We start from the raw sequence: 24,275 nt of genomic DNA on the forward strand, positions 1-24,275 counted from the left end.
AAGGTGGAAGATGAGCAGAATCTCGATATGCGAACTGGCGGAATGGCAGGCAGCAGATCGGACGTTCACTTTGCTGGATGTGCGCCGTACGAGCGTGCGGCTTGCCGATGCCGAAGAAATTCCCGGCGCACATTGGCGTGATCCTGAGGATGTCTTCACCTGGAAAGATCAGGTTGCACGGGACAGGCCAGTGATTGTCTATTGCGCCAAGGGGCATGAAATCAGCCAGGGCATCGCCGCCACACTGGAGGCCATGGGCCTGGATGCGCGCTACTTGATCGATGGCTTTGCTGGCTGGCACGGCGCTGGCCGGCCCACCCGGAGCCTATCCAAGTAGGCAGGAGGTGCTGCATGAAATGGATCACCCGCGAACGCCCGAAGATTGATCGGATTGCCTGCCCCTGGCTGATCGCTCGCTTTATCGATGCAGAGCCGGAGTTTCTCTATGTGCCAAGCGGTGATGTGCTGCGCCTGGCGCGGGAGGAAGGCGCTACGCCCTATGACATCCCAGGTGTGGAGTTCACCCACGAAGGCGAGCTGTGCAGCTTCGATGCATTCCTGAAGAAGTACCAGTTGGATGAGCCGGCATTGCAGCAACTGGCGCAGATAGTGCGCGGTGCCGATACCTCAAGACTGGATCTCACCCCTCAGTCGGCTGGGCTGTATGCCATCTCTTTAGGGCTGTCAAAGACCTTCACCAATGACCATGAAATGCTGCGCCACGGCCTGGTCATATACGACGCTCTGTACGCCTGGTGTAAGGACTGTCAGGGCGAGTCGCATAACTGGCCGCCGCAGATGTGAAGCGGCAGCCGCTGGTATTAGCCGAGCGAGCTGATTAGATACAGTGCAGCCAGATGGCCAGGGTAGAACCAATAGCCCCAGCGCTTGACCGGCCAGATCTTGAAATGGCCCGGTCGGCGCAGCAGCCATAGCCCAAGCATTGGAGCGGCGAAGGCGACGGCCACTATCAGCAGGGTAAAGGGTTGCAACTCCCACTCGGCGAGCCAGCGGTTGCGACTGTTGGCCAGTACGCACAGTGCGGCAGGCAATAGCCACACAAGACCTGGGCGTTGAATGGCCAGTAACAGTGCTGCCGGCAGCAGTGCGCCGAAAACGCCGTACATCAGCCGCTCCTGGATCATTACAGCCACAGCCACGCCAGTCAGAGCCAGAACAAAACCGTCGCGCCCACGGTGATGCGCGCCCCAGGCGATAAGTAGGCCCAACAGCAGCGAGGGCATCACGTTGAGCGTGCTGCTTTCGCTGGACAGCAGGCGATAGGGCAGCTCTGAGATCACGGCAAACGCCGCCATCCAGCCCAGGTAACGAACATTATCCTCGGTGTACAAGGCTCCCGATTGCGAGCGTGCGACATTCGCTGCGATTCCCAAGCAGAACAGCGGGAACGCCAAGCGCCCGACTATGAACAGCCATTCGCTTTGCGGCCAGACGTAGCGCAGGTGATCCAGCAGCATGCTCAGCATCGCCAGCCACTTGAGCAGATCCAGGTTGGCGTCGCGCGCACGCGGGCTCACCCGAGCCACCCCAGTGTCAGCGCCGCCAGCAGCAGATAGCGGGTGGCCTTGGCCAGCGTCACGATCAACAGAAAACTCCAGAAGGGTTCACGCATGACGCCGGCGACCACGGTAAGCGGATCACCAATGATCGGCACCCAACTGAGCAGCAGCGACCAGCGCCCGAAGCGGTGATAGGCCTGCTGGGCCTGTTCCAGCTTGCCTTCGCTGACGGGGAACCAGCGCTTGTGCCGGTAATGCTCGATGGAACGGCCCAGCAGCCAGTTCAGTGCCGAACCCAGCACATTGCCAGTGGTGGCCACTGCCAGCAGTGCCCAGGCCGCGTAGCGGTCGGTCAGCAGCAACCCGACCAGCACCGCCTCCGACTGCATGGGCAGCAGCGTGGCGGCACCGAAAGCGGCGAAGAACAGGCCGAAATAACCGGATAACTCCCACATCGGCTAGGCGTTCAGGCCGATCCAGCCGTGGAAGCCAACGTAAATCCCCACCCCAATGATCAGCAGGCTGGACAGGTAAGGGGCGCGACGCGCGACAACGCCGAGCCAGGGCCAGCGATTGGAGGCTTGCCGAGCGCCAATAGCGGCGGCGGCACCAACGGTGACCAGGGTGATGGCCAGACCAATGCTGAAACACAGCACCAGGACGGCACCCAGCGCGACTTCTTTCACTTGTAGGCAGAGCAACAGCACGGTGATCGCTGCCGGGCAGGGAATCAGCCCGCCCGTCAGGCCGAACATGATGATCTGGCCGGTGGTGACGTTGCGGTTACTGAAGCGCTTGCGGATGTCGTTGGCATGCGCCCGCTCATGGGCATCCTGATAGCCTTCCAGCGACAGCTCAAGCCCCTCCAGCTCGGAGTGCTCATGGTCATGACCGTGGCCGTGCTCGCGGAACTCCAGGTCATAGTCGTGGGAGTGACCTGTATGCCCCAGGATTAGGCGCGCGGTGAATTCGTGGGGTTCAGGGATCTCGTCCACTGACTCCAGATAGTCCCCCCGGTCGACGAAGCAAAATTGCTGGGCCAGTCCATCGGGGCGAGTCGTCAGCAGGCTTACTTCGGCAGCCGGCCAGGCATGACCACTCAAAGTCTTCAGTCGCCAGCGCGGTGGAGTGCTTTCCTCGAAGATCGACAGCTCGATACGCCCGTGCCCGGTATCAATACGGTGCGTTTCATCGTGGTGGTGATGCTCGTGTTGATGCTCATCCCCCTCCTCGAAGCGCCACATCTGCTCGCCACGCCAGGTGCGCCAGAGCATCCACAGGGCGATGGTGATAATGATTACGGCGGACGCTAGCTGGAAATAAGGCTCGGTAGTTTCGGCATCCAAATTCTGCCCCAGGTACATGCCGCCCATGGCCACCAGCCAGACTACGGCGGTGTGCGAAAGCGTTGCGGCAAGGCCTAGCAGAATGGCCTGCTTCACCGTGCCACGAATGGCCACGATAAACGCCGCCATCATGGTCTTCGAGTGCCCAGGCTCCAAGCCGTGCAAAGCACCCAGCAGAATGGCGCTGGGGAAGTACAGCCAGGCCTGCGAGCCCCCCTGTTGCAGCAATTCGGCGAAACTCGACATGGGAGGGGCCTAGAGGTACTTGGTGATTTGCTTGAAGTCTTCGAGTGAAGCGCGCTCGCCTACCGCAAGTGCTTCGACTGTATGTTCCAGACAGTGGTCGATATGGTCTTGGATAAGCACACGCTTGGCCTGGCAGACGGCTTTTTCCACGGCATGCAGCTGCTGAGCGATGTCGACGCAGGCACGGCTGTCTTCAATCATGGTGACGATGCTGCGCAGGTGGCCCTCCGCACGCTTCAACCTTTTGATGATGTCGCCATGACTTTGGTGCTGGTGGCCGTGTTCGTGATCGCTCATGCCTTGAGTCTCGTGCGTCGATGAATTACGCTCGCATGCTATCCCCCTGGGGGGGATATGGTCAAACCGGCTACCTCCCCAGAAAAGCCACCCGCTTAGGCATTGAAAGAAACACTACATGCTCAGCAAACCCATCAGCACCAAGGTGATTTTTGCCCTTGCTCTCGCCATCCTGATGGCCTGGGCCGGGCACACCTCTGCGCTGTTTATGGGTGCGAGTCAGCAAGCCGGGGGCAACAGCGGCGGTGCTCATTCGCATGCACACGACGACAGCGTATTTACCTGCGCGGCATGCGCGGATCACTACCACTCCTCGCTGACCGCCGACCATGTGCATGAAACACCGCACCTGACCACGCTGCTGAGCATCAGCACGCTGCCAGAGCGTGCGCAGCCGATAGAAGCTCCGCGCTACTCCATTCCCCCCAGCCCGATCTTCCTGATCGAACGGCCACCCCGCGACACATTCGTGCTCTGACACAGGCCGCTGCGCGGCCCAAGATCCCTTTAATTTAGGACTCAACCATGCATTCGCTATCCATGAGCGCAATGGGCGCATCTGTCGTGCGCCCGAATCGCTCGTTATTACTGCTGCTGTTGTTCACGGCATTGCTGTTTATCGGCATGCCTGAGGCGCTGGCCCACGCCGTTGCCGAGGGCGACAAGGGCTTTATCCAGGAAAGCTCCGGGGTGATGGTGCTGCCGTTCATCTACATGGGCGCCAAACACATGATCACCGGCTACGACCACCTGCTGTTCCTCTTCGGGGTGATCTTCTTCCTCTACCGCCTGAAAGACGTGGGTCTCTACGTCACCCTGTTTGCCGTGGGCCACACCGTGACGCTGCTGTTCGGTGTACTGGCGGAAATCAGCATCAGCTCCTATGTGATCGACGCCATCATCGGTTTCTCGGTGGTGTACAAGGCGCTGGATAACCTGGGCGCATTTCAGCGCTGGTTCGGTTATCAGCCCGATACCAAGGCAGCCACGTTGATCTTCGGCCTGCTGCATGGCTTCGGTCTGGCGACCAAGATTCAGGAATACGAGATCTCGGCAGACGGCCTGATCGCCAACCTGGTTGCCTTCAACGTCGGCGTCGAGATCGGCCAGCTCCTGGCCCTGAGCGCCATCCTGATTGTCATGGGCTACTGGCGACGTACCGCCAGCTTCTGGCGCCATGCCTACACCGCCAACGTCGCCATGATGAGCGCCGGTTTCCTCTTGATGGGTTACCAGCTCACTGGCCTGATCGTCTCTCAGTAAGGAATTCTCAGCATGTTCAATACCCAGCTTCCGACTCAAAGCGAATTGCCTACCAGCGGCCAACTGCTGCGCTCCACCGTAATTGCCGTGGGCGTTGCCGCCGCCTTGCTGGTCACCGTGGTGATGCCTTCGGAGTACGCCATCGACCCAACAGGCGCTGGTCGCGTACTCGGCCTGACCCAGATGGGCGAAATGAAGATAATCCTGGCCGAAGAAGCGGCTGCGGATGCAGCGGTTCAACCCGCTGCGGCCCCCGTTGTGCAAGCCCCCGCGCCTGTTCAGCCGGTAGCTCAAGAGCAAGTCGCGGCAGCGCCTGTGGCTGAACCAGAAGCAGAACCTCAGCCAGCCCTGAAGTCTGACGAGATAACCGTCACCCTGAAGCCGGGCGAGGCCAGTGAAATCAAGCTGGAGATGCTCAACAAGGCCACCGTCAGCTACGAGTGGACAACCAATGGCGTACCGGTCAACCACGACACTCATGGCGAGCCTTACAACGGCCCCAAGGGCTACTACCACAGCTACAGCAAAGCCAAGCAGATCAAGGGTGACAAAGGCGAGTTCACCGCCATCTTCGATGGCACTCATGGCTGGTTCTGGCGCAACCGCAGCAACAGTGACGTGACCATCACGCTGAAGACCAAGGGCGAGTACCTGAGCGTCAAACGCGTTATCTGAGGCAAAAAGCCCCTGCGTCATCCGGCGCTGGGGCTTCTACTTTCATGATCGAAATACAAAGGATTACATGATGAAAAGCACAACTACCCTGAGTCGCTCCCTGCTGTTGGTTTGTCTGCTTGGCCTGCTGTCGGCCTGTGGCGGCGGCGAGCCGGAAACCCAGTCCGAAGTTGAAAGCCACGGTCACTCTCACGACTAAGAACTAAAACGCGTTGTTGTCACGCGCAAGGAGTCTACTTGCACGTGACAATCAGCAAATTCCCCTTCTTCTCGGCTACCGCTACATCATGCACCTTAGGTGTGACTGCTTTCTGGCCGGTTAGCGACGGCCTAACTTTGACCGTCGCTACGTATGGTCAAACTTCGGTCTGTTCCGCCATTTCCAGAGCGCCATCTACCTCAATTCCCAGATATCGAACGGTGCTCTCCAGCTTTGTATGGCCGAGCAGCAGTTGAACGGCTCGCAGGTTCTTCGTCCTGCGATAGATCAGTGATGCCTTCGTGCGTCTCATTGTGTGAGTGCCATACATGGCTGGGTCAAGGCCAATGGCTTTCACCCAGCCTTTGACGATACGAGCGTACTGACGAGTGGATAGATGGACTGAGTTATGCAGTCGACTAGGAAACAGGTAGTCCTCGCTGCGGAGCTGTACTTGATGTATCCAGGCCGCGAGTGCCACCCGAGTTTGCTCAGTGATCTCAAACTGAACGGGTCGATGGGTTTTCTGCTGCATCACGATGGCTCGCGATGACACGTGCTCGCCATGAGCAACGTCGCGCACGCGGAGCTTGGTTAAATCGCACGCTCGCAGTTTGCTGTCGATGGCCAAATCGAAAAGTGCCAGATCTCGGGTTCTCTCGGCGATTTACAGTCTCACTCGGATCGCCCAGATATCTCTCAGGCGGAGCGGGGCTTTCTGTCCAACTAATTTTCCTTTGTTCCAGGGTTGATAGCTGTTGGTGGCATTGGTGTTCATGGAAGTGTCCTCCGCGTACGGGAGGACAAGGATGGTTAGCTCGGGCAAGGGACGCTAACCGGCCAAAAGCTGCCTGTCGTAATCGGCTCAAATCGCCCCAAAGCAGAAGTTCGATTTGGAAAGTCCGATGGCTGCTACGCAGCGGGAGCGATCAATCGTTAGGGTACTATGAACGCTAGCCACCGACCGGAAGCAGCCCTCCGGGACAGCCAGCTCAAGCCAGCACGGCCACTCTCGCTTGACATCGCCACTGAATCTGCATGGCTTAGATTGAGTAACCGTTCTTCGCCGTCTTCAAGAGAGACTCCCCGTAGCTGCTCGGTTGCTTGATCTGCCTGCTTGCGAACACGCTGATGTCAAGGTCCGGCTTCCCACGGGCAGTGGTGACCTGTTCGATGCCTAATGACGTCAGGACGAGGTAGCAACCCTCTCCCCACAGGGACTCCGCATCGATATCAACCGGGCCAGCATCACGCCACCAGCAGAGCCTTGCGACCACAGCGCCGCTCGGGTCGAGGAAGACGCTGGGCTCCTCGTCATGCGCGCTCCAGCGAAGCCGCTTCACCCAGTTCGGGCACAAAGCGAACGAATAGGCCGCTGCGTCAAAGCCCATGTCCACCGAGCAAACAACTTTCCTTACCAGCGTTGGCGCCAGATCATTGTCAAATGCGAAGTACTGGCCAAGCCAAACAGCGATGGGCAGCCTGGCATAGCAGTCGTCGAAGTCTTCACTGTCAATCTCTGCCGAGGGTGCTCTAAAGCGGTAGAGACGGTGCTCCGACAGCCGTGGCTTGAGAATCTTGAAGCGGGATACTTCGGCCACGACTTGGCCGTGGCTGTCTGCTGGGAAGGGGGCAACATCACCGTCGACTTCGTCAATCCATTTCCGTTCTCGCTCGGACCAACCCGCACTTCGGTTCAACAGCGGCATTCGGATCCACTCGGGGCGCCCTCGTGGGAGCTTCAGCGGTCGAGGCGGAAGCGGGCAGCCCAAACGTTCCAAAAGCGTGAGCATGTCGCTGCCTTTCAATTTGCCGGCCAGCCGCAGTTCTCCTGCGACGTGGCGAAGTGCGGCAAGGGCAATGTAGGCGTGGGGCTTCAGGTAAGTGATCTGCATGTCGAGCACGCGAAGCTGAGTCTCAAGCCTTTTGGTGCCAGAGGGCCCGAATGCCTCAAGTCCACCCCAATCCTGGATGAACATCGCCGCGCGTCGGCGGACTGTCATCTCCTCAATGCCTGCCGCCTTCGCGATGTGACGTGCCGTCGAGCGCAACATCTCGGTCCAGCCAAGCGGCGACTCGACGCGCATTGCACCAGTTCTTTCGTCCGTGAATGCCTGGTCACCCTCTGGCGGGTGCTCGAGTTCAAGGCGATAGAAAAGCGGCAGTGGTATCGCGTCCAAGGGGACAGCCTGCCTCCACCGATGCGACAAGAGCGCGGCTGACTCTGCCACCGCAATGTCACGGTGACTGACCAACGCAGCCACGGCGCTGCCCAACTCGGGGGCAAGGTCCGCGCTGTCAGCAGCCAGCAGAGTTCCGAGCGCATGCAAGGGGGCATCTAATTCGCCGGCTATAAGTCGCCGCATAAGGGACTTGAACAAAGCTTGGCCAAGTCCGGCTTGCCTTGCCAGGCTCAACGTGCAATTGCGTGCGTGTCGCTGAACTTCTGCAACGGGCAGCCGATAGGCAAAGTGCAGCAGATCCTCCAAAAGTTCCGTGTCGCTGAGCGGTAGCTCGCTCGGCTGGAAGGGTCGCCCCAGCTGGAACTCGCGAGTGCAGGCCATCTGCTCCTCAAGTAACGACCAGATGGCCGGCCAATCCGGCGTCGCGCTGATTACCGGCAGTATCGAATCCAGCTCTGTCAGCAGTGACTGGGTGTTCTCCTGGCCCGCCGTTACTGAATCGACAATGTTCTCGAAGGCGGCTGGGCATGTGGATGGTCCCTGCAAGAGCTTCTTCGCCTCAAAGTAGAAGAACTTACCGCCACCCATCCACTGGCTCCAGGAACTCCAGGGGTCCTTGCCTGACTCGTAGCCTTGCATCAGCTTCTTGGCGTACTCGACCTCCCCCGCCGCAGCCAACCTTTTAACCATCAGGAAGCGGCAGCGCGCGTCGTCCTGCAAGACCTGCCAGCGCTCAAATATCCTCCGCGCCATATGAAGCGGGGCCGTCTCGGCCAGATCTCTGAAACGGTACGGGGCGTTGTAGTTCAGTTCGTCGCCATCCGATTCAAACGCGCGCTCAAGCTGCTCGAGAGTGGTCTCCGAGTCGTACTTGCTTGGCGTATACGAGTGTCGAGGTTCCGGCGCTTCTGACGTCCACCGGGCTACGGCGGCGTCGAGCTCGGCAGATGAAAACCCATGTCTTCCGGCAGCGGTGCGAAGGCGCTGGAGCAGTCCGACCCTCTCGTGTGCCCTGCTGGCTACCTCGATCACCGCCAAAAACATCCGCGCGAGCGGTTCAATCTGTATAGGTCCCGCGGCGTCGGCGGCGATGTCGATGAAGTCACCGACGTGGTGCGGGTCCCGGTAGTACGGTTCCATGTAGAACGGCAGACACAGACCGCACCAGACCGTCGCGCAAGCCAAGACGAGTTCAGGGCTTCGCCGCACCATCCCCGTCATGAGCAGGTCAACACGGTTCGGCCAGCCAATCAGATTCCAATCCGCCAGTGTCTTTGACACCTCGAAGCCGAAGCGAGGTCCGACCTGCGTCGCTTCCTCGATTAGCGACATCGTCAAACGATGCGCGGCCGACGACCCTTCCGTTTCGGTCATGCCGCCGACCTGGCGCATTAAGGTCGATACTCGCTTGACACGGTTCTCCGGGTCAGCGGCGTTCGCAAGGACCAGGATGTCTCGCCAGATTGCGTACTGCGGGTCTTTCTTGGGGGCCAACGCGTAGCCAAGGCATTGCTCGGGAACCGTCGCCAGCAACTGTTTGGCCCGCTCTAAGTCCCCGACCGCAGCCAACGCGATGGCCAGATCGGCCAACCCGTTGATCTGCTCGCTCGGCGTGCTCTCCTGAAGCTCCGCCACGAGTGCGTTGAGTCGATCGACGGCCGCCACCCGGTCACCGTCAACCCTATACGCATCGACGGCCAATCTGCGTCGCAGGTACGCAGTGCCCCCCAGCGTCGATGAGGCGATGGCTGCGTCAATTTCCCGAAGTACCGCACGGTACTCAGTCTCGCCGCGCTTGGCGCCGAGCCTCAGCAGCGCTGGCACGAGCATGGGGATCGCTTTGAAGGCCTGCTGGATGCGATATGACTCGCTGCCGCCTTCTGATGTCAGACGTAGGACGTACCCAAGGGCAATGCGGGCTTCGTCCTGGATGCTGCCGGCCGGCACGGACGCGTTGTCGACGGCGGCGCGACCTAGAAGCACGCCTATCGTCGAGGCGTGCTGCTGAAACGGATGAAGGAAGGTGTGCTTCGACGGTATCGCGCTTGGCAGCGGCTTATTGAGCAGCGTGCAAAGCCTCGCGTGATGCATCACCGCACCGACCAGATTACCCAGCCCAGCCAGGTCCGTCTCGTCGTCGCACATAGAGATCATCGGTGCGACCAGCTTGTCGAACAGGGCCTCGGCTAGGTAACGACGGTCAGCTTCGAATGCAATTAGTGCCATCCGGCGTCGGTAGCCGTTGGGTACCTCTACGAAGCCAGGAAGGGCGGCGGCAGCATCAAACAGGGCAAGCGCTTGCGCAACGTCGCCACGCCGACTGGCCACAAGACCTGCGTGAACCATCACCGAAGGTTTGTCTTCGTTGGCTACCCCGAGCTTGCTGCAGAGGTCTTGTGGATCGGCGCCAACCTTCTGAAGGAGCATCGCCTCTGCGGCTTCCCTCCTCAGATGCAGTTGCAGCGCGGCGACAGTTTGCGGATCCACCTTTTCGGGCTGGCGTAGCCCCTCTGCGGCGAGGTGGTCAATCGCTATCTGGATCTGCTCGGTGTCTCGGAAGTGGACGGCGCGCCTTGCCCACCTCTCGAATTCCGTTATGTTGTGGTCGTGCCCGTGGTTCTGGAACTTGGACGTATGGAGCTGCGACAGTGGCTCGAGGCTTTCAAACAGTTCCTTCGCCCGCTCGAAGTCCCCTCGCGCTAACAGGGCGTCGACGATCTCGTAGCCCTGGCTGGGGAAGTACTGCACGAAGGCCAGGGCTGCATCAATGTCCCCAACCGCTAGCATCGCCAGCGGAAGCTGGTTGGCGTACTCAAGGGCAGTTTCCCGCCGCCCCACTTCGTCACGACACAGCAGCAGCCGTGAGAAGGCGGTCGCATCGTGCGTTCCACGCACTGCCAGCAGAGCCAGGCGGATATCGGCGTGGATCTCGGCGATAGAACGCCCGTCAGCCAGTTGCTGCCTGAAGCGAGCGGGCATCGCCAGCGCAAGTACATCGGCACCGTCGCCGGCACGGGCGCGGTAGCGCAACTCAAGCCAGTACTGCGCCGATTCGGGCGGCGCGTTCTTCGCCAACTGGGCGAGGTCGCGGTACACGCGCTGCGAGTATTCGGCATCGACGCTTCCGAGGCGGGTTCGAGGTTGAGCGATGACGAACAGCCGAAAGCTGTTGTGGAAGACGCTCCACCCCTGGGATGAACTACGGAGCAGGTGCCGTGCAACGATCAGAGCGCGTTCAATCGCGGACTCCTTGACCATTGTGGCCAGCAGCCGCAGGTCCACAGGTGCCTCAGCACGAGCGATGTAGCCCAGCACGTCCATGGCATCGACATCGCTTGCGATCTCGCGCCAAGCAGCGGTGTACACGGTCTCAATATCGCCGTCGAACGGCATCCCACCGCTGAGAAGGTGCTTACGGCCGGCTTCGTCCGCGTGCAACAGCGCATGAATTAAGTAGCGCGTTGCCAGCGGGTGGCCATGCGATAGATTGCTTAGATCCAATCTTGGAATCTCGGCAGGCAGGCCAAGCGCCTCTGCCATCCGGGCGACCTCCTCGCGGCCGAGAGGTCCCATGAGAACCTGTCGCTCGCTTTTCTCCGCTTGCTCTCTTACTGCGGGCTTCAGATTCGCGAGATCCAGCCGCTGCGTGCCGAGGATGAACACAACCCCGTTGGGGATGGCAGCGGGAAGAGGCAGCTCGCCCAGAAGCGAATTGGTCGGCCGCTCTTCGCGAGGCACATGGTCGAGCCCGTCGACGACGATGATTGTTCGGATCCCGTCGCGGTCGAAGCGTTCACCAGCCTGCTGTACCAGGACGCCGAACTGCTCTCGGCGCTCATGCAGCGAGTCGTCGCGAAGACGAAGTCCAACCAAACCGCTGTTGCGTAACTGCGTGCCGACGTCAGTCAGGAAGTTGTCGGCCTCCCCGCGACCCACGCCTTGAGCAGCACCTGGCACGTACGCCAAGTAGCGAACGAGCCGGATATTAGCCTCAGTGGCCAGCGCAACCTGCAGGAGAGTGGACTTCCCGGAGCCAGGCGGTCCTATGAGTGAGACGTAGCCCTGGTCGGCGGCATGCAGCGCGGCTAGCAGCTTGGCCTCAGTATCACGGTTGCGCTGAACATAGGCGCCGACTGGGAACCGGTGGATGAGCAGCGTCTTGGAGGGATCGCGCCAGCCAAGCTCACGAAGCAGCTCGTCACGCGTCCACCTGTCTTTGTCGCGGGCATCGGCGACTAGCTTGGGCAGTACGCTTGCAATCTCGGATGCCTGCCGCGCCTGCTCGGCGTTCAATTTGTGCGACTGGATGAAGTCCGCCGCAGCTCCGCACACCACACGGAGGCTGTGCAAAAAAAATTCGAAGTCGTCATCGTCCAGGCCGGCTTCACGGCGCAGGTGGTTGATCAGTCGACTCCATTCCTGCGTGTACCAATCCGCTAGCGGCCGATTTGGATGCTGTTGGAGTTGCTCAAGAAATGCCGCGCTGTGGGGCGGCGTGCCATCGCCTGGCTTGTCAGTAATCGACGGAAAGTCATTAACAACCAGGCGAATCTCGACCCGGCTTCTCGGGTTGTCCTTGCGCAGGCACTGCCAAGCATGAACCAGGGGCCTCAACAGGCCGTTGGCACCAGTAAACAGCGTCTCAACAGTGAAAGTGCCTGGGAACTTGGACGTCTTGAACTGGTGACCGACCACCACCCCATCGAAACCGAGCACCAAGTCGTCGGCAATACCCGCGTTGCGGTCTGCGACGCCGATCCAGAGCAGCTCGTCGCGCTCGAGCGCAGCATAAATGGCAGCGCCCGCCCGCTCGTACTGGCCAATGTATCCACGGAGTGCTCGACGTTCACCTTCCGCCGGCGCAGTTGCAGGAGCTACAGAGGTTGATGGATTCGGTTTCTTGGACATTTTTGGAGCCATGTGAATGGATTAGGTAGTTGACGCCAACTGATACCAAGAAAACTGCTTCAGCATAACCCGAGGCGTCCAGCAACAGACGGTAGATGCGGCTAAGTCATTGAGCGTTGCTCTGAAACGAAGCCTGGCCAGCTCCAATCGAAGCGGTCATTCACGAGATGGGGCGTGAATGACTAACATCGCCTATTCCTGCCGTTCAGTCAGGAAATTCGAGCGACAGGTCGTGGCCGGTTGCTGCCTGTTACTACCGTCTGCTTAACGGTAGTTGGCACTAATCAGCGTATCGAAACGACCTTTCTGTCCCGACTTTCCTTGATAGCTGACATCGAAAGATTGCCGGTAGCTGCTTGCTGAATGTGCTCACTCCATCAGGTCATCATCGGGCGTCTGCGTTCGATGTAGTCCCTTGATGCGAACCTCCTCATTGCAGGCTTGTGCAGAAATCTGCCCAGTCTGCCATCAGAGCTCTGCGCTTCTCCAGAAGATCGGAGCGTGAATAGGCTGCCTCGGTCTGGTCGCGTTCGTCATGCGCAAGCGCAAGTTCGCAAACCTCTCGCGGGTAGTTGGTGCATTCGTTTGCCCAGTCCCGGAAGGTCGATCGAAAGCCGTGCCTCGTGATGTCTGCATGCCCTAGCTTGTGCAGTAGGTTGCGAACTGCGTTGCCATGCATGACGCCGTTCTTCCCTTGCCCAGGGAAAAGATAGATTGAATGAGTCTTATTCATGGTCTTTAGCATCTCGACTACCTGGGGCGACAGTGGGATGACGAAAGGTTTTCGCATTTTCATGCGCTCAGCCGGAAGTGCCCAGGTGCCAGCTTCGAGGTCAAACTCGGACCATTGAGCATGTTGGATCATGTGGTAACGAGCACCGGTCAGAATCAGCAGCCTGGTTGCGATGGCGTCACGTGTATCGATGTTGGCTAGAGCGGCTATCAGCTTCGGAGTGTCTTTCCATTGCAGTGCTGGGAAGTGCTGGCGCTGCCTGGCCTTCTTCTTCTCTGCCTTGCTCAGCAAGTTGTCCAGGTGTCCGCGCCAGCGGGCAGGGTTGTCCCCCTCGCGTAAGCGCCGAGCCTTGGCTGCATCCAGTATTTGCTCGATCTGGCCCCGGACTTCATCAGCGGTACGGGTCTTGGTTGCCCAGATGGGTTGCAATGCAGCAAGCACATGCTCGGTACTGATGATGTCAGCAGACAGGTTGCCCATGGTTGGAAAAGCGTAGAGCTCCAGTTTGCGTAGCCAGCCTTTCCGCCATTTCTCAGACCAGCTGCCGCCGTGTGCCTGCTGGTATTCGCGAGCGAGATCCTCGAACGTCATGCGACGTGCTGCGGCTTGGCGTTCGGCCTCGCGCTTGGCTTCTTTTGCCGCGTCGCGGGCTGCGAGTGGGTCGCTTCCGGAGGCTAGGAGCTTGCGTTGGTCGGCGGCCAACTGTCGGGCTTGGCCGAGTGTGACGGCAGGGAAGGGGCCTAGCCCCATTTCGCGGCTTCGGCCGTCCAGCTTGTAGCGAAAGATCCAGCTTGTGCCGCCGCTCTTGGATACCTGGAAGTACAGGCCGTCGCCATCGTTGGTTTTTCCTGGCGTGGCAGCTTTGGCGATCGACTCCACTGTCTTGCTGGTTAGCTTACCCATTGCTCCTCCTCAAACCCACACCCCTCAACCCACACTCTGACCCACACCTTGGTCGCGGATTTTATAGGTGGCTACTGGATGTCTTGGGATGGATGCTAAGCTGTAAGCCGCTTATTTACTAGGGCTGTAGGATCTTGTTGGATTTCTTCGGGCAATAAAAAAGCCGGCTTGTGGCCGGCTTTCCGTTAGCGGTATTGGCTTATTTTTGATAAGCCGCTACAGCCTTGGTGATCTCAGCGCGGGCGGCTTCGGCGTTGCCCCAGCCTTCGACCTTGACCCACTTGCCCTTTTCCAGATCCTTGTAGTTCTCGAAGAAGTGCTTGATCTGTTCGAGCAGCAGGGCTGGGAGGTCGGTGTATTCCTTTACGTCGACGTAGAGCTGGCTCAGCTTGTCGTGCGGTACGGCGATCAGTTTGGCGTCACCGCCGGCTTCGTCTGTCATGTGCAGGACGCCGACCGGGCGGGCACGGATGATCGAGCCTGGGGCCACCGGATACGGGGTCACGACCAGTACGTCGAGCGGGTCGCCATCGTCCGCCAGGGTGTGCGGAATGAAGCCGTAGTTGGCTGGGTAGAACATGGGCGTCGCCATGAACCGGTCGACCATCAGGCAATCGGTGTCGTGATCGATTTCATACTTGATCGGCGCGTGGTTGGCCGGGATTTCGATGGCGACGTAGATGTCGTTTGGCAGGTCTTTGCCGGCCGGGACTTTGCTGTAGCTCATGAACATGGCTCCGTGGTCGGCCGAGACGGCCTGGGGGCGAAAAAGTGGGCGCGATTATAGGCGCAGTGTCGGGCATTTTGCCACGCCGACAGGGCGCGACCGTTGCCCGGTGCCGGTGCGCGCGTATTCGACGGTCCGCCGTCAGTGAGGTTCCGCATACTGTTGGTGGCTGTGCTGCAGCTGCCTGAGGCGCGCCAGTGGGTCCTGACGATAGAACGCCGACAATTGCCGATAAACCTCGGGATAGGCCTGGTGCAACATATCCGGCGCGGCGAAGAAATACTCGCTGGTGACGGCGAAGAATTCGGCCGGGTTCTCAGCCGCATACGGATCGATCGGGGTGTGGGCGGCGGGATGGGCGTCCAGGATGGCATTGAGCGAGTCGTAGGCGCTTTGCATCGCGCTCGCCCAGATATCGACGCGCATGCTGCGGTGCAAGGGTGGCAGTCCATTGGCGTCGCCGTTGAGCATGTCCAGCTTGTGTGCCAGCTCGTGGATCACCAGGTTATAGCCTTCCCACTCGCCGCTTTGCTGGACGCCGGGCAACGCGAGGATCACGGGCCCCTGCAGCCAGGCTTCGCCGCTGTGTTCGCCGTCCCATTCATGGACCACACCGGCCGAATCCCGGTGTTTCTGCGGGCTGTGGAAGTCGCCCGGGTAGATGACGATCTCATGGAAGCCCTGGTACCAGTTCAGGTCGGCCAGGTGAAGCAATGGCAGTTGGGCCTGGGCTGCCAGCCGTAGGCGGTCCTCCATGGTCAGTTCCACGCCGGCGAGGGCCGTGATTCGCTTGGCATGCAGGAACAGGATGCTGCGCTCGCGAAGCCGTTCGGTTTCTTCGGCGTTCAGGCCGTCGAGGATCGGCAGGCTGTCGAGCACGCGCTGCCAGAGTGCGGGTTCGACGGCGAGACGGGTGAGGATGCGCTTGCGGCGCCAATCGCGAAAAGACCACATGAGGGAGCTTCCAGCCAGAAGGCACAAACCATAAGCGCGGCGATGGCTGGCGGCAAGTCGTCAGGTGGGACGTTCTGGCACCGGCTCGCATGACGGAAGCCCGAACCTGCCGGGCGGCCGCGGGTGCCGGAGGGCTTTCAGCCCAACAGGAAGTTGCTCGGCCCGGCTGCATGCGGGTCGAGGCTGAGCATGTCCGCTTCGTCCTTCAACCTGACCCCCGATAGCTGGCGTCGACAGGCTTCGCGCATCAGGTGGATCAAACGATGTGCGGCGAGGGGGTAGCTCAGGCCTTCAAGGCGGATGTTGGAGATGCAGTTACGCTCGGCATCGCAGCATCCGACCCTGGGCGCGTAGGTGAAGTACAGGCCGAGGCTGTCCGGCGAGCTGAGGCCCGGCCGTTCCCCCAGCAGCATGACGACCATCTTCGCCTTGAGTCGCTCGCCCACTTCATCGCCAACCGCCACACGGCCCTGCCGCACCAGGCTGATCGGGGCGAGGCTCCAGTCAGCCTGTTCGATCTGTTCCTCGATGCGCTGCAACAGGGGCAGTGCGTGACGCTGCACGGCCAGCGCGGAAAGGCCGTCGGCGATCACGATCGCCAGGTCATAGCCGGCGCCGTGCTGCTGCGCGTGTTCGTTCAGCCGTACCGCTGACTCATCGCTCAATCGTCGACCCAGATCGGGGCGTTGCAGGTAGGTGTCGCGGTCTGTCGCGGCGCTGTGCAATGGGAGGCAGCGATAGCCACGCTGCTCCAGTTGCACCGCCAGGTCTTCGGTATCCAGGGCGAGGTGCACGGCGTCGCGCGCCTGGGCATGGGCGAACTGGAAATCCAGCTGGGCTTCGGTGGGCAGGCTGGCGCCGGCGCGGCCCAGTGCGATTCGCGCCGGTGTCAGCTGGCGCAGGTGGCGCCAGGGGTTGGCGATGGCGGTAGGTTTATCGCTCATGGCGGTCTCGCCTCATGAAAGTGGCGGGCCGGCGAACCCGCGGGTGTAGCGGAAGGCCTGGCCGCTCACGCCATGCGCTCCAATGCCTGGCGAAAGGCGGGTGGGAGTTGCGCGCCCATCCGTAGCCGTCCTCCGTCCTGGCGCAGTATTTCCATCCTGGCCAGCCACGCCTCGAATTCCGGTGCCGGCCTGAGTCCCAGTAGCTGCCGAACGTAGAGCGCATCGTGAAAGGAGGTGGTCTGGTAGTTGAGCATCACGTCATCGGAGCCGGGGATGCCCATGATGAAGTTGATGCCGGCGGTGCCGAGCAGGGTCAGCAGGGTGTCCATATCGTCCTGGTCGGCTTCGGCGTGGTTGGTGTAGCAGATGTCGCAGCCCATGGGCACGCCGAGCAATTTGGCGCAAAAGTGATCTTCCAGCCCGGCTCGGATGATCTGCTTGCCGTTGTAGAGGTACTCCGGGCCGATGAAGCCAACGACAGTATTCACCAACAGCGGTTTGAACTGGCGAGCCACTGCGTAGGCGCGCGCTTCACAGGTCTGCTGGTCGACACCCTGGTGCGCGTTGGCCGAGAGTGCGCTGCCCTGGCCGGTCTCGAAATACATCAGGTTTTCGCCGACGGTGCCACGCTTGAGCGAGCGACCGGCCTCGTAGCCCTCTTGCAGCAAGGCCAGGTTGATGCCGAAGCTGGCGTTGGCCGCCTCGGTGCCAGCGATGGACTGGAACACCAGGTCCAGCGGCGCGCCGCGGTTGATCGCCTCGATGGAGGTGGTGACATGGGTGAGGATGCAGCCCTGCGTCGGAATCTCGTAGCGCTGGATGATGGCGTCGAGCATCTTCAGCAGCTCGCAGATACCGCTCGTGCTATCGGTAGCCGGGTTGATGCCGATGACTGCGTCGCCATTACCGTAGAGCAGGCCGTCGACGATGCTGGCGGCGATGCCGGCGCCGTCGTCGGTGGGGTGGTTGGGCTGCAGGCGGGTAGACATGCGTCCGCGTAGGCCGATGGTGTTGCGAAAACGGCTGACCACGCGCACCTTCTGCGCAACCAGGATCAGGTCCTGCACGCGCATGATCTTCGATACCGCAGCGACCATTTCGGGTGTCAGCCCAGGCGCAAGCGCTGCCAGTGAGGCTTCGTTGGCGTCTTCGCCCAACAACCAGTTGCGGAAATCGCCAACGGTCAGGTGGCTGACCGGGGCGAAGGCCTGAGCGTCGTGGCCGTCGATGATCAGGCGGGTGACCTCGTCGGTTTCGTAGGGGATCAATGCGTGTTCAAGGAATTGCCTGAGCGGAATCTGCGCCAGGCACATCTGCGCAGCGACCCGCTCGGCATCGCTGTCCGCCGCGATTCCGGCAAGAACGTCGCCGGACCGCGCCGGGCTGGCTTTGGCCATCACGTCGCGCAGGCTGTCGAATCGCCACTGGGTGCCGCCTACGCTGTGGGTATATCCCGCCATGCCTTGTCCCCCGGTCCGCAGGCCGTCGTTCGGCCGCCTTTGCCATGTCCGCCCTTGTCGGCTACCTGTTGGACAACGCTGTCAGTGCAGCGATGCCTCGGCGTTCTCGATCGCGGCGAACTCCTCTTCCGGCGTGCCGGCGACCAGGTGGTGCCGGCTATACAGCGCGAAGTAGGCGATGAAAATGCCGTAGATGATCGCGGCCGCAATGACCACTCGCGGGTCGACGAGAAAGCCGGCGACCACGGCGATGCAGGCCAGCACGAGCGCGACGCCCGAGGTCAGCATGCCGCCGGGCGTCTTGTAGGGGCGTTTCAGATCCGGACGGCGCACGCGCAGGGCGATGTGTGAGGCCATCATCAGGACGTAGGAAATGGTTGCTCCGAACACGGCGACCAGGATCAGCAGATCGCCCTGGCCGGTCAGCGACAGCAGGAAGCCGATGACTCCGGGGATAACCAGCGCCATGACTGGCGCCTTGTTGCTGTTGGTCAGCGACAACCTGCGAGGCAGGTAACCGGCGCGAGACAGCGCGAAAATCTGTCGCGAGTAGGCGTAGATGATCGAGAAGAAGCTGGCGATCAGGCCGGCCAGGCCGACCAGGTTGACGAAGCCGCTCATCCAGGTCGACGAGCCATAGGCGGTGGTCAAGGCTTCGACCAACGGATTACCGGACGCCACCAGGGTGCTGGAGCCCGCGCCGCCGGGACCGACCAGCAGGATCAATCCGGCGAAGGCGACCAGTATCAGCATGGCGCCAATCAGCCCGCGCGGCATGTCGCGTTGCGGGTCCTTGGTTTCCTCGGCGGCCAGCGGCACGCCTTCGACCGCGAGGAAGAACCAGATCGCGTAGGGTATCGCCGCCCAGATACCAACGTAGCCATAGGGCAGAAAGCTGCTGGCGCCAGCGGCGGTGGTCGGTGCGATGTCCAGCAGTTTGTCGACGGAGAAGTGCGGCACCATTGCGACGATGAATACGCCCAGCGCCAGCGCGGCGACCGCGGTGATGATGAACATCAGCTTCAGCGCCTCGCCGACGCCGAAGATGTGGATGCCGATGAAAATAATGTAGAACGCCAGATAGATCGCCCACCCTCCGATCCCGAACAGGGACTCGCAATAGGCTCCGATGAACACCGCGATCGCGGCCGGGGCGATGGCGTATTCGATGAGGATCGCCGTGCCGGTGAGAAAGCCTCCCAGCGGGCCGAAAGCGCTACGGGCAAAGCCGTAACCGCCGCCTGCGGTGGGAATCATCGATGACAATTCGGCCAACGAAAAACACATGCACAGGTACATCGTCGCCATCAGCAAGGTGGCGATGAACAACCCGCCCCAACCGCCCTGGGCGAGCCCGAAATTCCAGCCGGCATAGTCACCGGAGATCACATAGGCGACGCCAAGGCCGACCAGCAGCACCCAACCGGCGGCGCCTTTCTTGAGTTCGCGTTCCTTGAAATAGGCACTGCCAACTGCTTCGAAATCGATGGTGCGTGTCGGGGGTGTCGCACTGCTGTGTTCGAGAGCCATGGGAATCATCCTCTGAAGGGTCGAGTACGGCTGGAACCTGGAAACCTGCCGATGCTTGCCGCCAGCGGCGACGAAGCGTTCGCAGTGTCGAGTGCAAACGTTGTGCCCAGCGACGGATGCCTGGATACGCCTGACGACCGGCCTGTGCGGGCACGACGCGCACCAGCCCGACGCCATCAGGCGCGGGCGGGCACTTTTTCAGCGCGCTAGAAGAACCCCAGTGGATTGATGTCGTAGCTCACCAGCAGGTTCTTGGTCTGCTGGTAGTGGTCGAGAATCATCTTGTGGGTTTCGCGACCTACGCCTGACTTCTTGTAACCGCCGAACGCTGCATGCGCCGGGTAGAGGTGGTAACAGTTGGTCCATACGCGACCGGCCTTGATCGCCCGGCCCATGCGATAGGCGCGATTGATATCGCGGGTCCAGACACCCGCACCGAGGCCGTACTCGGTGTCGTTGGCGATCGCCAGCGCCTCGGCTTCATCCTTGAAGGTGGTCACGCCGATCACCGGCCCGAAGATTTCCTCCTGGAACACCCGCATCTTGTTGGTGCCCTTGAGCAGCGTCGGCTGGATGTAATAGCCGGTCGCCAGACTGCCTTCGAGTTTCTCCACGCCGCCACCGGCAAGCACCTCGGCGCCTTCCTGCTGGGCGATTTCCAGGTAAGACATGATCTTGTCGAACTGCTGCTGGCTGGCCTGGGCGCCGACCATGGTGTCGGTGTCCAGCGGATCGCCGCGTTTGATCTGCGAAACCTTCTTCATCACCGCATCCATGAAGGGCGCGTAGATCGATTCCTGCACCAGCGCCCGCGACGGACAGGTGCAGACTTCGCCCTGGTTGAAGAAGCCCAGTACGAGGCCTTCGGCGGCTTTCTCGATAAACGTGGGCTCGGCCTGCATGATGTCTTCGAAGTAGATGTTCGGCGATTTGCCACCCAGTTCCACGGTGCTCGGGATGATGCTTTCGGCGGCGCGCTTCATGATGTGCGAGCCCACCGGGGTGGAGCCGGTGAATGCGATCTTGGCGATGCGCTTGCTGCTGGCCAGTGCCTCACCGGCTTCACGACCATAGCCCTGCACGACATTGAGCACGCCAGGGGGCAGCAGGTCGCCAATGAGTTCCATCAGCACGGTGATGCCCAGCGGTGTCTGTTCAGCCGGTTTGAGCACCACGCAGTTGCCGGCCGCCAGGGCGGGCGCGAGTTTCCACGCGGCCATCAGGATCGGGAAGTTCCACGGAATGATCTGGCCCACCACGCCGAGCGGCTCGTGAAAATGATAGGCCGCCGTGTGTTCGTCGATTTCAGCGCTGGTGCCTTCTTGGGCGCGGATGCAGCCGGCGAAGTAGCGGAAGTGATCGGCCGCCAGCGGAATATCGGCATTCAGTGTCTCGCGTACCGCCTTGCCGTTGTCCCAGGTTTCGGTGATGGCCAGTCGTTCGAGATTCTGCTCGATGCGGTCGGCGATCTTCAGCAGGATCAGCGAGCGCGCCTGCACGCTCGTCTTGCCCCAGGCATCGGCGGCAGCATGGGCGGCGTCCAGGGCCTTTTCGATATCCGCGGCGTCAGAGCGGGGAAACTCGGCGATAGGTTGGCCGTTTACCGGGGACAGGTTGGTAAAGTACTGACCATTGACCGGCTCGACGAACTCGCCGCCGATGAAGTTGCCGTAGCGGGCTTTGAAGGAAACGACAGCGCCTTCGCTGCCGGGATGGGCGTAACGCATGGTGAGTCTCCGGGTCTTGTAATTGTTGGGACTGCTGTGTTCCAGCGTAGAACAAAGCCCGTTCGTCGGTTGGCGAGGCGACGTGCGGCGCGGGGGCTGGCGGATCGGCGCTGTGCTAATCTGCGCCGCAGTTTTCGGCGCCGAGAGGCGCAGCTGAGCCGCCTGATCCGATTGCCTGGCGCGGCGTTTTCCAGAGGTCATTCATGCACATTCATATTCTCGGCATCTGCGGCACCTTCATGGGATCGCTCGCGGTGCTCGCCAAGGAACTGGGCCACCGGGTCACCGGCTCCGACGCCAACGTCTATCCACCGATGAGCACGCAGCTCCAGGCCCAGGGCATCGAGCTGACCCAGGGCTACGAGCCGAGCCAGCTCGAGCCGGCCCCGGATCTGGTGGTCATCGGCAATGCGCTTTCGCGCGGCAACCCGGCCGTTGAATATGTACTGAACAAAGGCCTGCCCTACGTATCGGGCCCGCAGTGGCTGGCAGACCATGTGCTTCAAGGGCGCTGGGTACTGGCGGCGGCCGGCACCCATGGCAAGACCACCACCAGCAGCATGCTTGCCTGGGTGCTCGAGCACGCCGGCATGAGCCCGGGGTTTCTCATCGGCGGCGTGCCGCAGAATTTCGGCATTTCAGCGCGCCTGGGCGGCACGCCGTTCTTCGTGGTCGAGGCCGACGAGTACGACAGTGCCTTCTTCGACAAGCGCAGCAAGTTCGTTCATTACCGTCCACGAACGGCGATTCTTAACAATCTTGAGTTCGACCACGCGGATATCTTCCCGGACCTCGCCGCCATCGAGCGGCAGTTTCACCATGTGGTGCGCACTGTGCCCAGCGAGGGGCTGGTCATTCATCCGCAATCCGAACACGCACTCAAGCGCGTGATCGGCATGGGCTGCTGGACGCCGGTACAGACCACGGGCGAAGGCGGCCAATGGCAGGCCAATCTGCTCAGTGCCGACGGCTCGCGTTTCGAGGTGATCTTCGAGGGTGTCGTGCAGGGCGTGGTGGATTGGGAATTGACCGGGCAGCACAACGTCAACAATGCCCTGGCCACGCTCGCGGCGGCGCGTCATGTGGGTGTCCTGCCGAAGCAGGGCGCCGAGGCGCTGAGCGAGTTCCGCAGCGTCAAGCGCCGCATGGAAAAGGTCGCGCAGGTGAGCGGGGTGATCATTTACGACGATTTCGCCCATCACCCGACCGCCATCGCGACGACACTCGACGGGCTGCGCAAGCGCGTCGGCGATACGCCGATCATCGCGGTGATCGAGCCGCGCTCCAACTCCATGAAGCTCGGCGCGCACCGGGAGGGCCTGGCCGACTCGGTGGCGTTGGCGGATCAGGCCATCTGGTACGCGCCCGCCAACCTCGGCTGGGATCTGGCGGCGACGGTGGCCGGTTCGCCGGTCGCGACGACGGTCTGCGATTCGCTGGAGTCGATCATCGCCAAGGTGAAAGCCGACGCCACGGCGGGCACCCAGGTGGTGGTGATGAGCAATGGTGGTTTTGGTGGTCTGCACCTCAAATTGGCTGAGGCGTTGAAGTAGGGCGGGCGCCTCCCGCCGATACGGTGCCGAGGCCGCATTCCGCTCGGTGCCACCGCATTCCACGCCGTACACGCAAGCGCAGCAGCTTTGGGAGCACATTCATGAGTGGACCGGAACGCATCACGCTGGCCATGACCGGCGCATCGGGCGCCCAGTATGGCCTGCGCCTGCTGGACTGCCTGATTCAGGAAGATCGCGAGGTGCATTTCCTGATCTCCAAGGCGGCGCAGTTGGTCATGGCCACCGAGACCGACGTGGTGCTGCCGGCCAAACCGCAGGCCATGCAAGCGTTCCTCAGTGAATACACCGGCGCTGCGGCAGGGCAGATCCGCGTGTTCGCCAAGGAGGACTGGATGGCGCCACCGGCCTCCGGTTCCGGCGCGCCGACGGCGATGGTGGTGGTGCCGTGTTCGACCGGAACCCTTTCCGCGATCGCCTGCGGTGCTTGCAACAACCTGATCGAACGCGCCGCCGATGTCGCGCTGAAAGAGCGCCGCCAACTCATCCTGGTGCCGCGCGAGGCGCCGTATTCCAGTATTCATCTGGAGAACATGCTCAAGCTGTCCAACCTCGGCGTGACCATTCTGCCCGCGTCGCCGGGGTTCTATCACCAGCCGCAGACGCTCGATGACCTGGTCGACTTCGTCGTCGCGCGGATTCTCAATCTGCTCGATATTCCGCAGGACATGCTGCCGCGCTGGGGTGAGCACCATATCGTCAGCGATGATTGAAACCGTGGCCGGACTCATGCGCGCCGTGATCGGCGTGTGCAGCCGAGGCCTGCGATGAGGCGCTCGACTGCGCGGCTGGTGCCGACGATGCTCGCCGTCCTGCTGCTCGGCGGCTGCGCCACGGTGCGCACCCTGGATGCGGCCAAGCCGGGCGCGCCAGTCGTCTACTCCGGCACACGCCTGGACTGGTACAGCCTCAACGGTGGCTGCTGCCCGCTCGACCGTTTCGGGGCGCGCGCGCCGAAACACGCGGCGCTCGACCTGCCCGCCAGCCTGTTGCTCGACACGCTGCTGCTGCCGCTTTCGCTGGCCACCGTGCTCGGCCTGGGCCTGAACGTGCAAGGCGGCTTGTGAACGGGCTGAATGACTCGTCTGC

At 61.4% G+C, this 24,275-nt stretch carries 22 protein-coding genes; 9 read left to right on the plus strand and 13 right to left on the minus strand.

What is annotated here, in order from left to right:
* Nucleotides 1-10: 10 nt before the first annotated feature.
* Nucleotides 11-337: a rhodanese-like domain-containing protein gene (locus tag GQA94_RS07150; RefSeq protein WP_158187362.1), complete on the plus strand. Its 327-nt coding sequence runs from the start codon at nucleotides 11-13 to the stop codon at nucleotides 335-337.
* 14 nt (nucleotides 338-351) lie between these two features.
* The gene (locus GQA94_RS07155) at nucleotides 352-804 is read left to right on the plus strand and encodes a chromate resistance protein ChrB domain-containing protein (RefSeq protein WP_158187363.1); all 453 of its coding nucleotides are present in this window, start codon (nucleotides 352-354) and stop codon (nucleotides 802-804) included.
* Between the two features lie 17 nt (nucleotides 805-821).
* Here GQA94_RS07155 and GQA94_RS07160 read toward each other — a convergent pair whose 3' ends face one another.
* Genes GQA94_RS07160 through mreA form a run of 4 tightly spaced genes read right to left on the minus strand, consistent with a single transcriptional unit; the run spans nucleotide 822 to nucleotide 3,409 of the window.
* Nucleotides 822-1,487 (minus strand): TraX family protein, encoded by a 666-nt coding sequence (locus GQA94_RS07160; RefSeq protein ID WP_233270250.1) that lies wholly within the window; start codon nucleotides 1,485-1,487, stop codon nucleotides 822-824.
* A gap of 47 nt (nucleotides 1,488-1,534) precedes the next feature.
* Nucleotides 1,535-1,975 carry a YqaA family protein gene (locus GQA94_RS07165; protein WP_158187365.1) on the minus strand — a complete coding sequence of 147 codons (441 nt, stop codon included), beginning with the start codon at nucleotides 1,973-1,975 and terminating at the stop codon, nucleotides 1,535-1,537.
* A 3-nt stretch (nucleotides 1,976-1,978) separates the two neighbouring features.
* Nucleotides 1,979-3,112: a nickel/cobalt efflux transporter gene (locus GQA94_RS07170; RefSeq protein ID WP_158187366.1), complete on the minus strand. Its 1,134-nt coding sequence runs from the start codon at nucleotides 3,110-3,112 to the stop codon at nucleotides 1,979-1,981.
* A 9-nt stretch (nucleotides 3,113-3,121) separates the two neighbouring features.
* The gene (gene mreA, locus GQA94_RS07175) at nucleotides 3,122-3,409 is read right to left on the minus strand and encodes a metal-sensing transcriptional repressor MreA (RefSeq protein WP_042924893.1); all 288 of its coding nucleotides are present in this window, start codon (nucleotides 3,407-3,409) and stop codon (nucleotides 3,122-3,124) included.
* Between the two features lie 118 nt (nucleotides 3,410-3,527).
* Here mreA and GQA94_RS07180 point away from each other — a divergent pair, with 118 nt between their 5' ends.
* The 4 genes from GQA94_RS07180 (at nucleotide 3,528) to GQA94_RS23525 (ending at nucleotide 5,546) form a co-directional block, all read left to right on the plus strand.
* On the plus strand, nucleotides 3,528-3,887 hold the full coding sequence (locus GQA94_RS07180) for a hypothetical protein (protein ID WP_158187367.1): 360 nt from the start codon (nucleotides 3,528-3,530) through the stop codon (nucleotides 3,885-3,887).
* Nucleotides 3,888-3,934: 47 nt separating this feature from the next.
* The gene (locus GQA94_RS07185; RefSeq protein ID WP_158187368.1) at nucleotides 3,935-4,672 is read left to right on the plus strand and encodes a HupE/UreJ family protein; all 738 of its coding nucleotides are present in this window, start codon (nucleotides 3,935-3,937) and stop codon (nucleotides 4,670-4,672) included.
* 12 nt (nucleotides 4,673-4,684) lie between these two features.
* Nucleotides 4,685-5,347: a transmembrane anchor protein gene (locus GQA94_RS07190; RefSeq protein WP_158187369.1), complete on the plus strand. Its 663-nt coding sequence runs from the start codon at nucleotides 4,685-4,687 to the stop codon at nucleotides 5,345-5,347.
* Between the two features lie 70 nt (nucleotides 5,348-5,417).
* Nucleotides 5,418-5,546 carry a hypothetical protein gene (locus tag GQA94_RS23525; RefSeq protein ID WP_256371960.1) on the plus strand — a complete coding sequence of 43 codons (129 nt, stop codon included), beginning with the start codon at nucleotides 5,418-5,420 and terminating at the stop codon, nucleotides 5,544-5,546.
* Nucleotides 5,547-5,703: 157 nt separating this feature from the next.
* Here GQA94_RS23525 and GQA94_RS07195 read toward each other — a convergent pair whose 3' ends face one another.
* The 9 genes from GQA94_RS07195 to exaC all read right to left on the minus strand — a co-directional run bounded on the left by GQA94_RS07195 (nucleotide 5,704) and on the right by exaC (nucleotide 21,615).
* Entirely contained in the window at nucleotides 5,704-6,213 is a 510-nt protein-coding gene (locus GQA94_RS07195; protein WP_233270251.1) for a tyrosine-type recombinase/integrase, read from the minus strand.
* A gap of 376 nt (nucleotides 6,214-6,589) precedes the next feature.
* Complete coding sequence (locus tag GQA94_RS07200) at nucleotides 6,590-12,637, minus strand: hypothetical protein (protein ID WP_038661162.1); 6,048 nt, start codon at nucleotides 12,635-12,637, stop codon at nucleotides 6,590-6,592.
* Nucleotides 12,638-13,067: 430 nt separating this feature from the next.
* A complete protein-coding gene (locus GQA94_RS07205) occupies nucleotides 13,068-14,273 on the minus strand; it encodes a tyrosine-type recombinase/integrase (RefSeq protein ID WP_023443659.1) in 1,206 nt (401 codons plus the stop codon).
* A gap of 199 nt (nucleotides 14,274-14,472) precedes the next feature.
* Entirely contained in the window at nucleotides 14,473-15,000 is a 528-nt protein-coding gene (ppa, locus tag GQA94_RS07210) for an inorganic diphosphatase (protein WP_158187370.1), read from the minus strand.
* A gap of 141 nt (nucleotides 15,001-15,141) precedes the next feature.
* Nucleotides 15,142-15,954 carry a zinc-dependent peptidase gene (locus GQA94_RS07215; protein WP_158187371.1) on the minus strand — a complete coding sequence of 271 codons (813 nt, stop codon included), beginning with the start codon at nucleotides 15,952-15,954 and terminating at the stop codon, nucleotides 15,142-15,144.
* A 137-nt stretch (nucleotides 15,955-16,091) separates the two neighbouring features.
* Entirely contained in the window at nucleotides 16,092-16,898 is an 807-nt protein-coding gene (gene eutC, locus GQA94_RS07220) for an ethanolamine ammonia-lyase subunit EutC (protein WP_158187372.1), read from the minus strand.
* A 65-nt stretch (nucleotides 16,899-16,963) separates the two neighbouring features.
* Entirely contained in the window at nucleotides 16,964-18,358 is a 1,395-nt protein-coding gene (locus GQA94_RS07225; protein WP_158187373.1) for an ethanolamine ammonia-lyase subunit EutB, read from the minus strand.
* An 81-nt stretch (nucleotides 18,359-18,439) separates the two neighbouring features.
* Nucleotides 18,440-19,888: an ethanolamine permease gene (eat, locus tag GQA94_RS07230; protein WP_158187374.1), complete on the minus strand. Its 1,449-nt coding sequence runs from the start codon at nucleotides 19,886-19,888 to the stop codon at nucleotides 18,440-18,442.
* Nucleotides 19,889-20,094: 206 nt separating this feature from the next.
* On the minus strand, nucleotides 20,095-21,615 hold the full coding sequence (gene exaC, locus GQA94_RS07235; protein WP_158187375.1) for an acetaldehyde dehydrogenase ExaC: 1,521 nt from the start codon (nucleotides 21,613-21,615) through the stop codon (nucleotides 20,095-20,097).
* Nucleotides 21,616-21,818: 203 nt separating this feature from the next.
* Between exaC and mpl the strand changes: the two genes are divergently transcribed.
* The 3 genes from mpl to GQA94_RS07250 all read left to right on the plus strand — a co-directional run bounded on the left by mpl (nucleotide 21,819) and on the right by GQA94_RS07250 (nucleotide 24,253).
* Nucleotides 21,819-23,168 (plus strand): UDP-N-acetylmuramate:L-alanyl-gamma-D-glutamyl-meso-diaminopimelate ligase, encoded by a 1,350-nt coding sequence (gene mpl, locus GQA94_RS07240; RefSeq protein ID WP_158187376.1) that lies wholly within the window; start codon nucleotides 21,819-21,821, stop codon nucleotides 23,166-23,168.
* A 101-nt stretch (nucleotides 23,169-23,269) separates the two neighbouring features.
* Nucleotides 23,270-23,899: a flavin prenyltransferase UbiX gene (gene ubiX, locus GQA94_RS07245; protein WP_158187377.1), complete on the plus strand. Its 630-nt coding sequence runs from the start codon at nucleotides 23,270-23,272 to the stop codon at nucleotides 23,897-23,899.
* A gap of 54 nt (nucleotides 23,900-23,953) precedes the next feature.
* A complete protein-coding gene (locus tag GQA94_RS07250; protein ID WP_158187378.1) occupies nucleotides 23,954-24,253 on the plus strand; it encodes a YceK/YidQ family lipoprotein in 300 nt (99 codons plus the stop codon).
* Nucleotides 24,254-24,275: the final 22 nt, after the last annotated feature.

Origin of the sequence: Stutzerimonas stutzeri (genome assembly GCF_009789555.1) — a bacterium.
Taxonomy (GTDB): domain Bacteria; phylum Pseudomonadota; class Gammaproteobacteria; order Pseudomonadales; family Pseudomonadaceae; genus Stutzerimonas; species Stutzerimonas stutzeri_R.

Bases quoted from the DNA above. Each gene is read 5' to 3' on its own strand.
- GQA94_RS07150 (WP_158187362.1), top strand. From the start codon at position 11: ATGAGCAGAATCTCGATATGCGAACTGGCGGAATGGCAGGCAGCAGAT.
- GQA94_RS07155 (WP_158187363.1), top strand. From the start codon at position 352: ATGAAATGGATCACCCGCGAACGCCCGAAGATTGATCGGATTGCCTGC.
- GQA94_RS07160 (WP_233270250.1), bottom strand. From the start codon at position 1,487: ATGCTGAGCATGCTGCTGGATCACCTGCGCTACGTCTGGCCGCAAAGC.
- GQA94_RS07165 (WP_158187365.1), bottom strand. From the start codon at position 1,975: ATGTGGGAGTTATCCGGTTATTTCGGCCTGTTCTTCGCCGCTTTCGGT.
- GQA94_RS07170 (WP_158187366.1), bottom strand. From the start codon at position 3,112: ATGTCGAGTTTCGCCGAATTGCTGCAACAGGGGGGCTCGCAGGCCTGG.
- mreA (WP_042924893.1), bottom strand. From the start codon at position 3,409: ATGAGCGATCACGAACACGGCCACCAGCACCAAAGTCATGGCGACATC.
- GQA94_RS07180 (WP_158187367.1), top strand. From the start codon at position 3,528: ATGCTCAGCAAACCCATCAGCACCAAGGTGATTTTTGCCCTTGCTCTC.
- GQA94_RS07185 (WP_158187368.1), top strand. From the start codon at position 3,935: ATGCATTCGCTATCCATGAGCGCAATGGGCGCATCTGTCGTGCGCCCG.
- GQA94_RS07190 (WP_158187369.1), top strand. From the start codon at position 4,685: ATGTTCAATACCCAGCTTCCGACTCAAAGCGAATTGCCTACCAGCGGC.
- GQA94_RS23525 (WP_256371960.1), top strand. From the start codon at position 5,418: ATGAAAAGCACAACTACCCTGAGTCGCTCCCTGCTGTTGGTTTGTCTG.
- GQA94_RS07200 (WP_038661162.1), bottom strand. From the start codon at position 12,637: ATGTCCAAGAAACCGAATCCATCAACCTCTGTAGCTCCTGCAACTGCG.
- GQA94_RS07205 (WP_023443659.1), bottom strand. From the start codon at position 14,273: ATGGGTAAGCTAACCAGCAAGACAGTGGAGTCGATCGCCAAAGCTGCC.
- ppa (WP_158187370.1), bottom strand. From the start codon at position 15,000: ATGAGCTACAGCAAAGTCCCGGCCGGCAAAGACCTGCCAAACGACATC.
- GQA94_RS07215 (WP_158187371.1), bottom strand. From the start codon at position 15,954: ATGTGGTCTTTTCGCGATTGGCGCCGCAAGCGCATCCTCACCCGTCTC.
- eutC (WP_158187372.1), bottom strand. From the start codon at position 16,898: ATGAGCGATAAACCTACCGCCATCGCCAACCCCTGGCGCCACCTGCGC.
- GQA94_RS07225 (WP_158187373.1), bottom strand. From the start codon at position 18,358: ATGGCGGGATATACCCACAGCGTAGGCGGCACCCAGTGGCGATTCGAC.
- eat (WP_158187374.1), bottom strand. From the start codon at position 19,888: ATGGCTCTCGAACACAGCAGTGCGACACCCCCGACACGCACCATCGAT.
- exaC (WP_158187375.1), bottom strand. From the start codon at position 21,615: ATGCGTTACGCCCATCCCGGCAGCGAAGGCGCTGTCGTTTCCTTCAAA.
- mpl (WP_158187376.1), top strand. From the start codon at position 21,819: ATGCACATTCATATTCTCGGCATCTGCGGCACCTTCATGGGATCGCTC.
- ubiX (WP_158187377.1), top strand. From the start codon at position 23,270: ATGAGTGGACCGGAACGCATCACGCTGGCCATGACCGGCGCATCGGGC.
- GQA94_RS07250 (WP_158187378.1), top strand. From the start codon at position 23,954: ATGAGGCGCTCGACTGCGCGGCTGGTGCCGACGATGCTCGCCGTCCTG.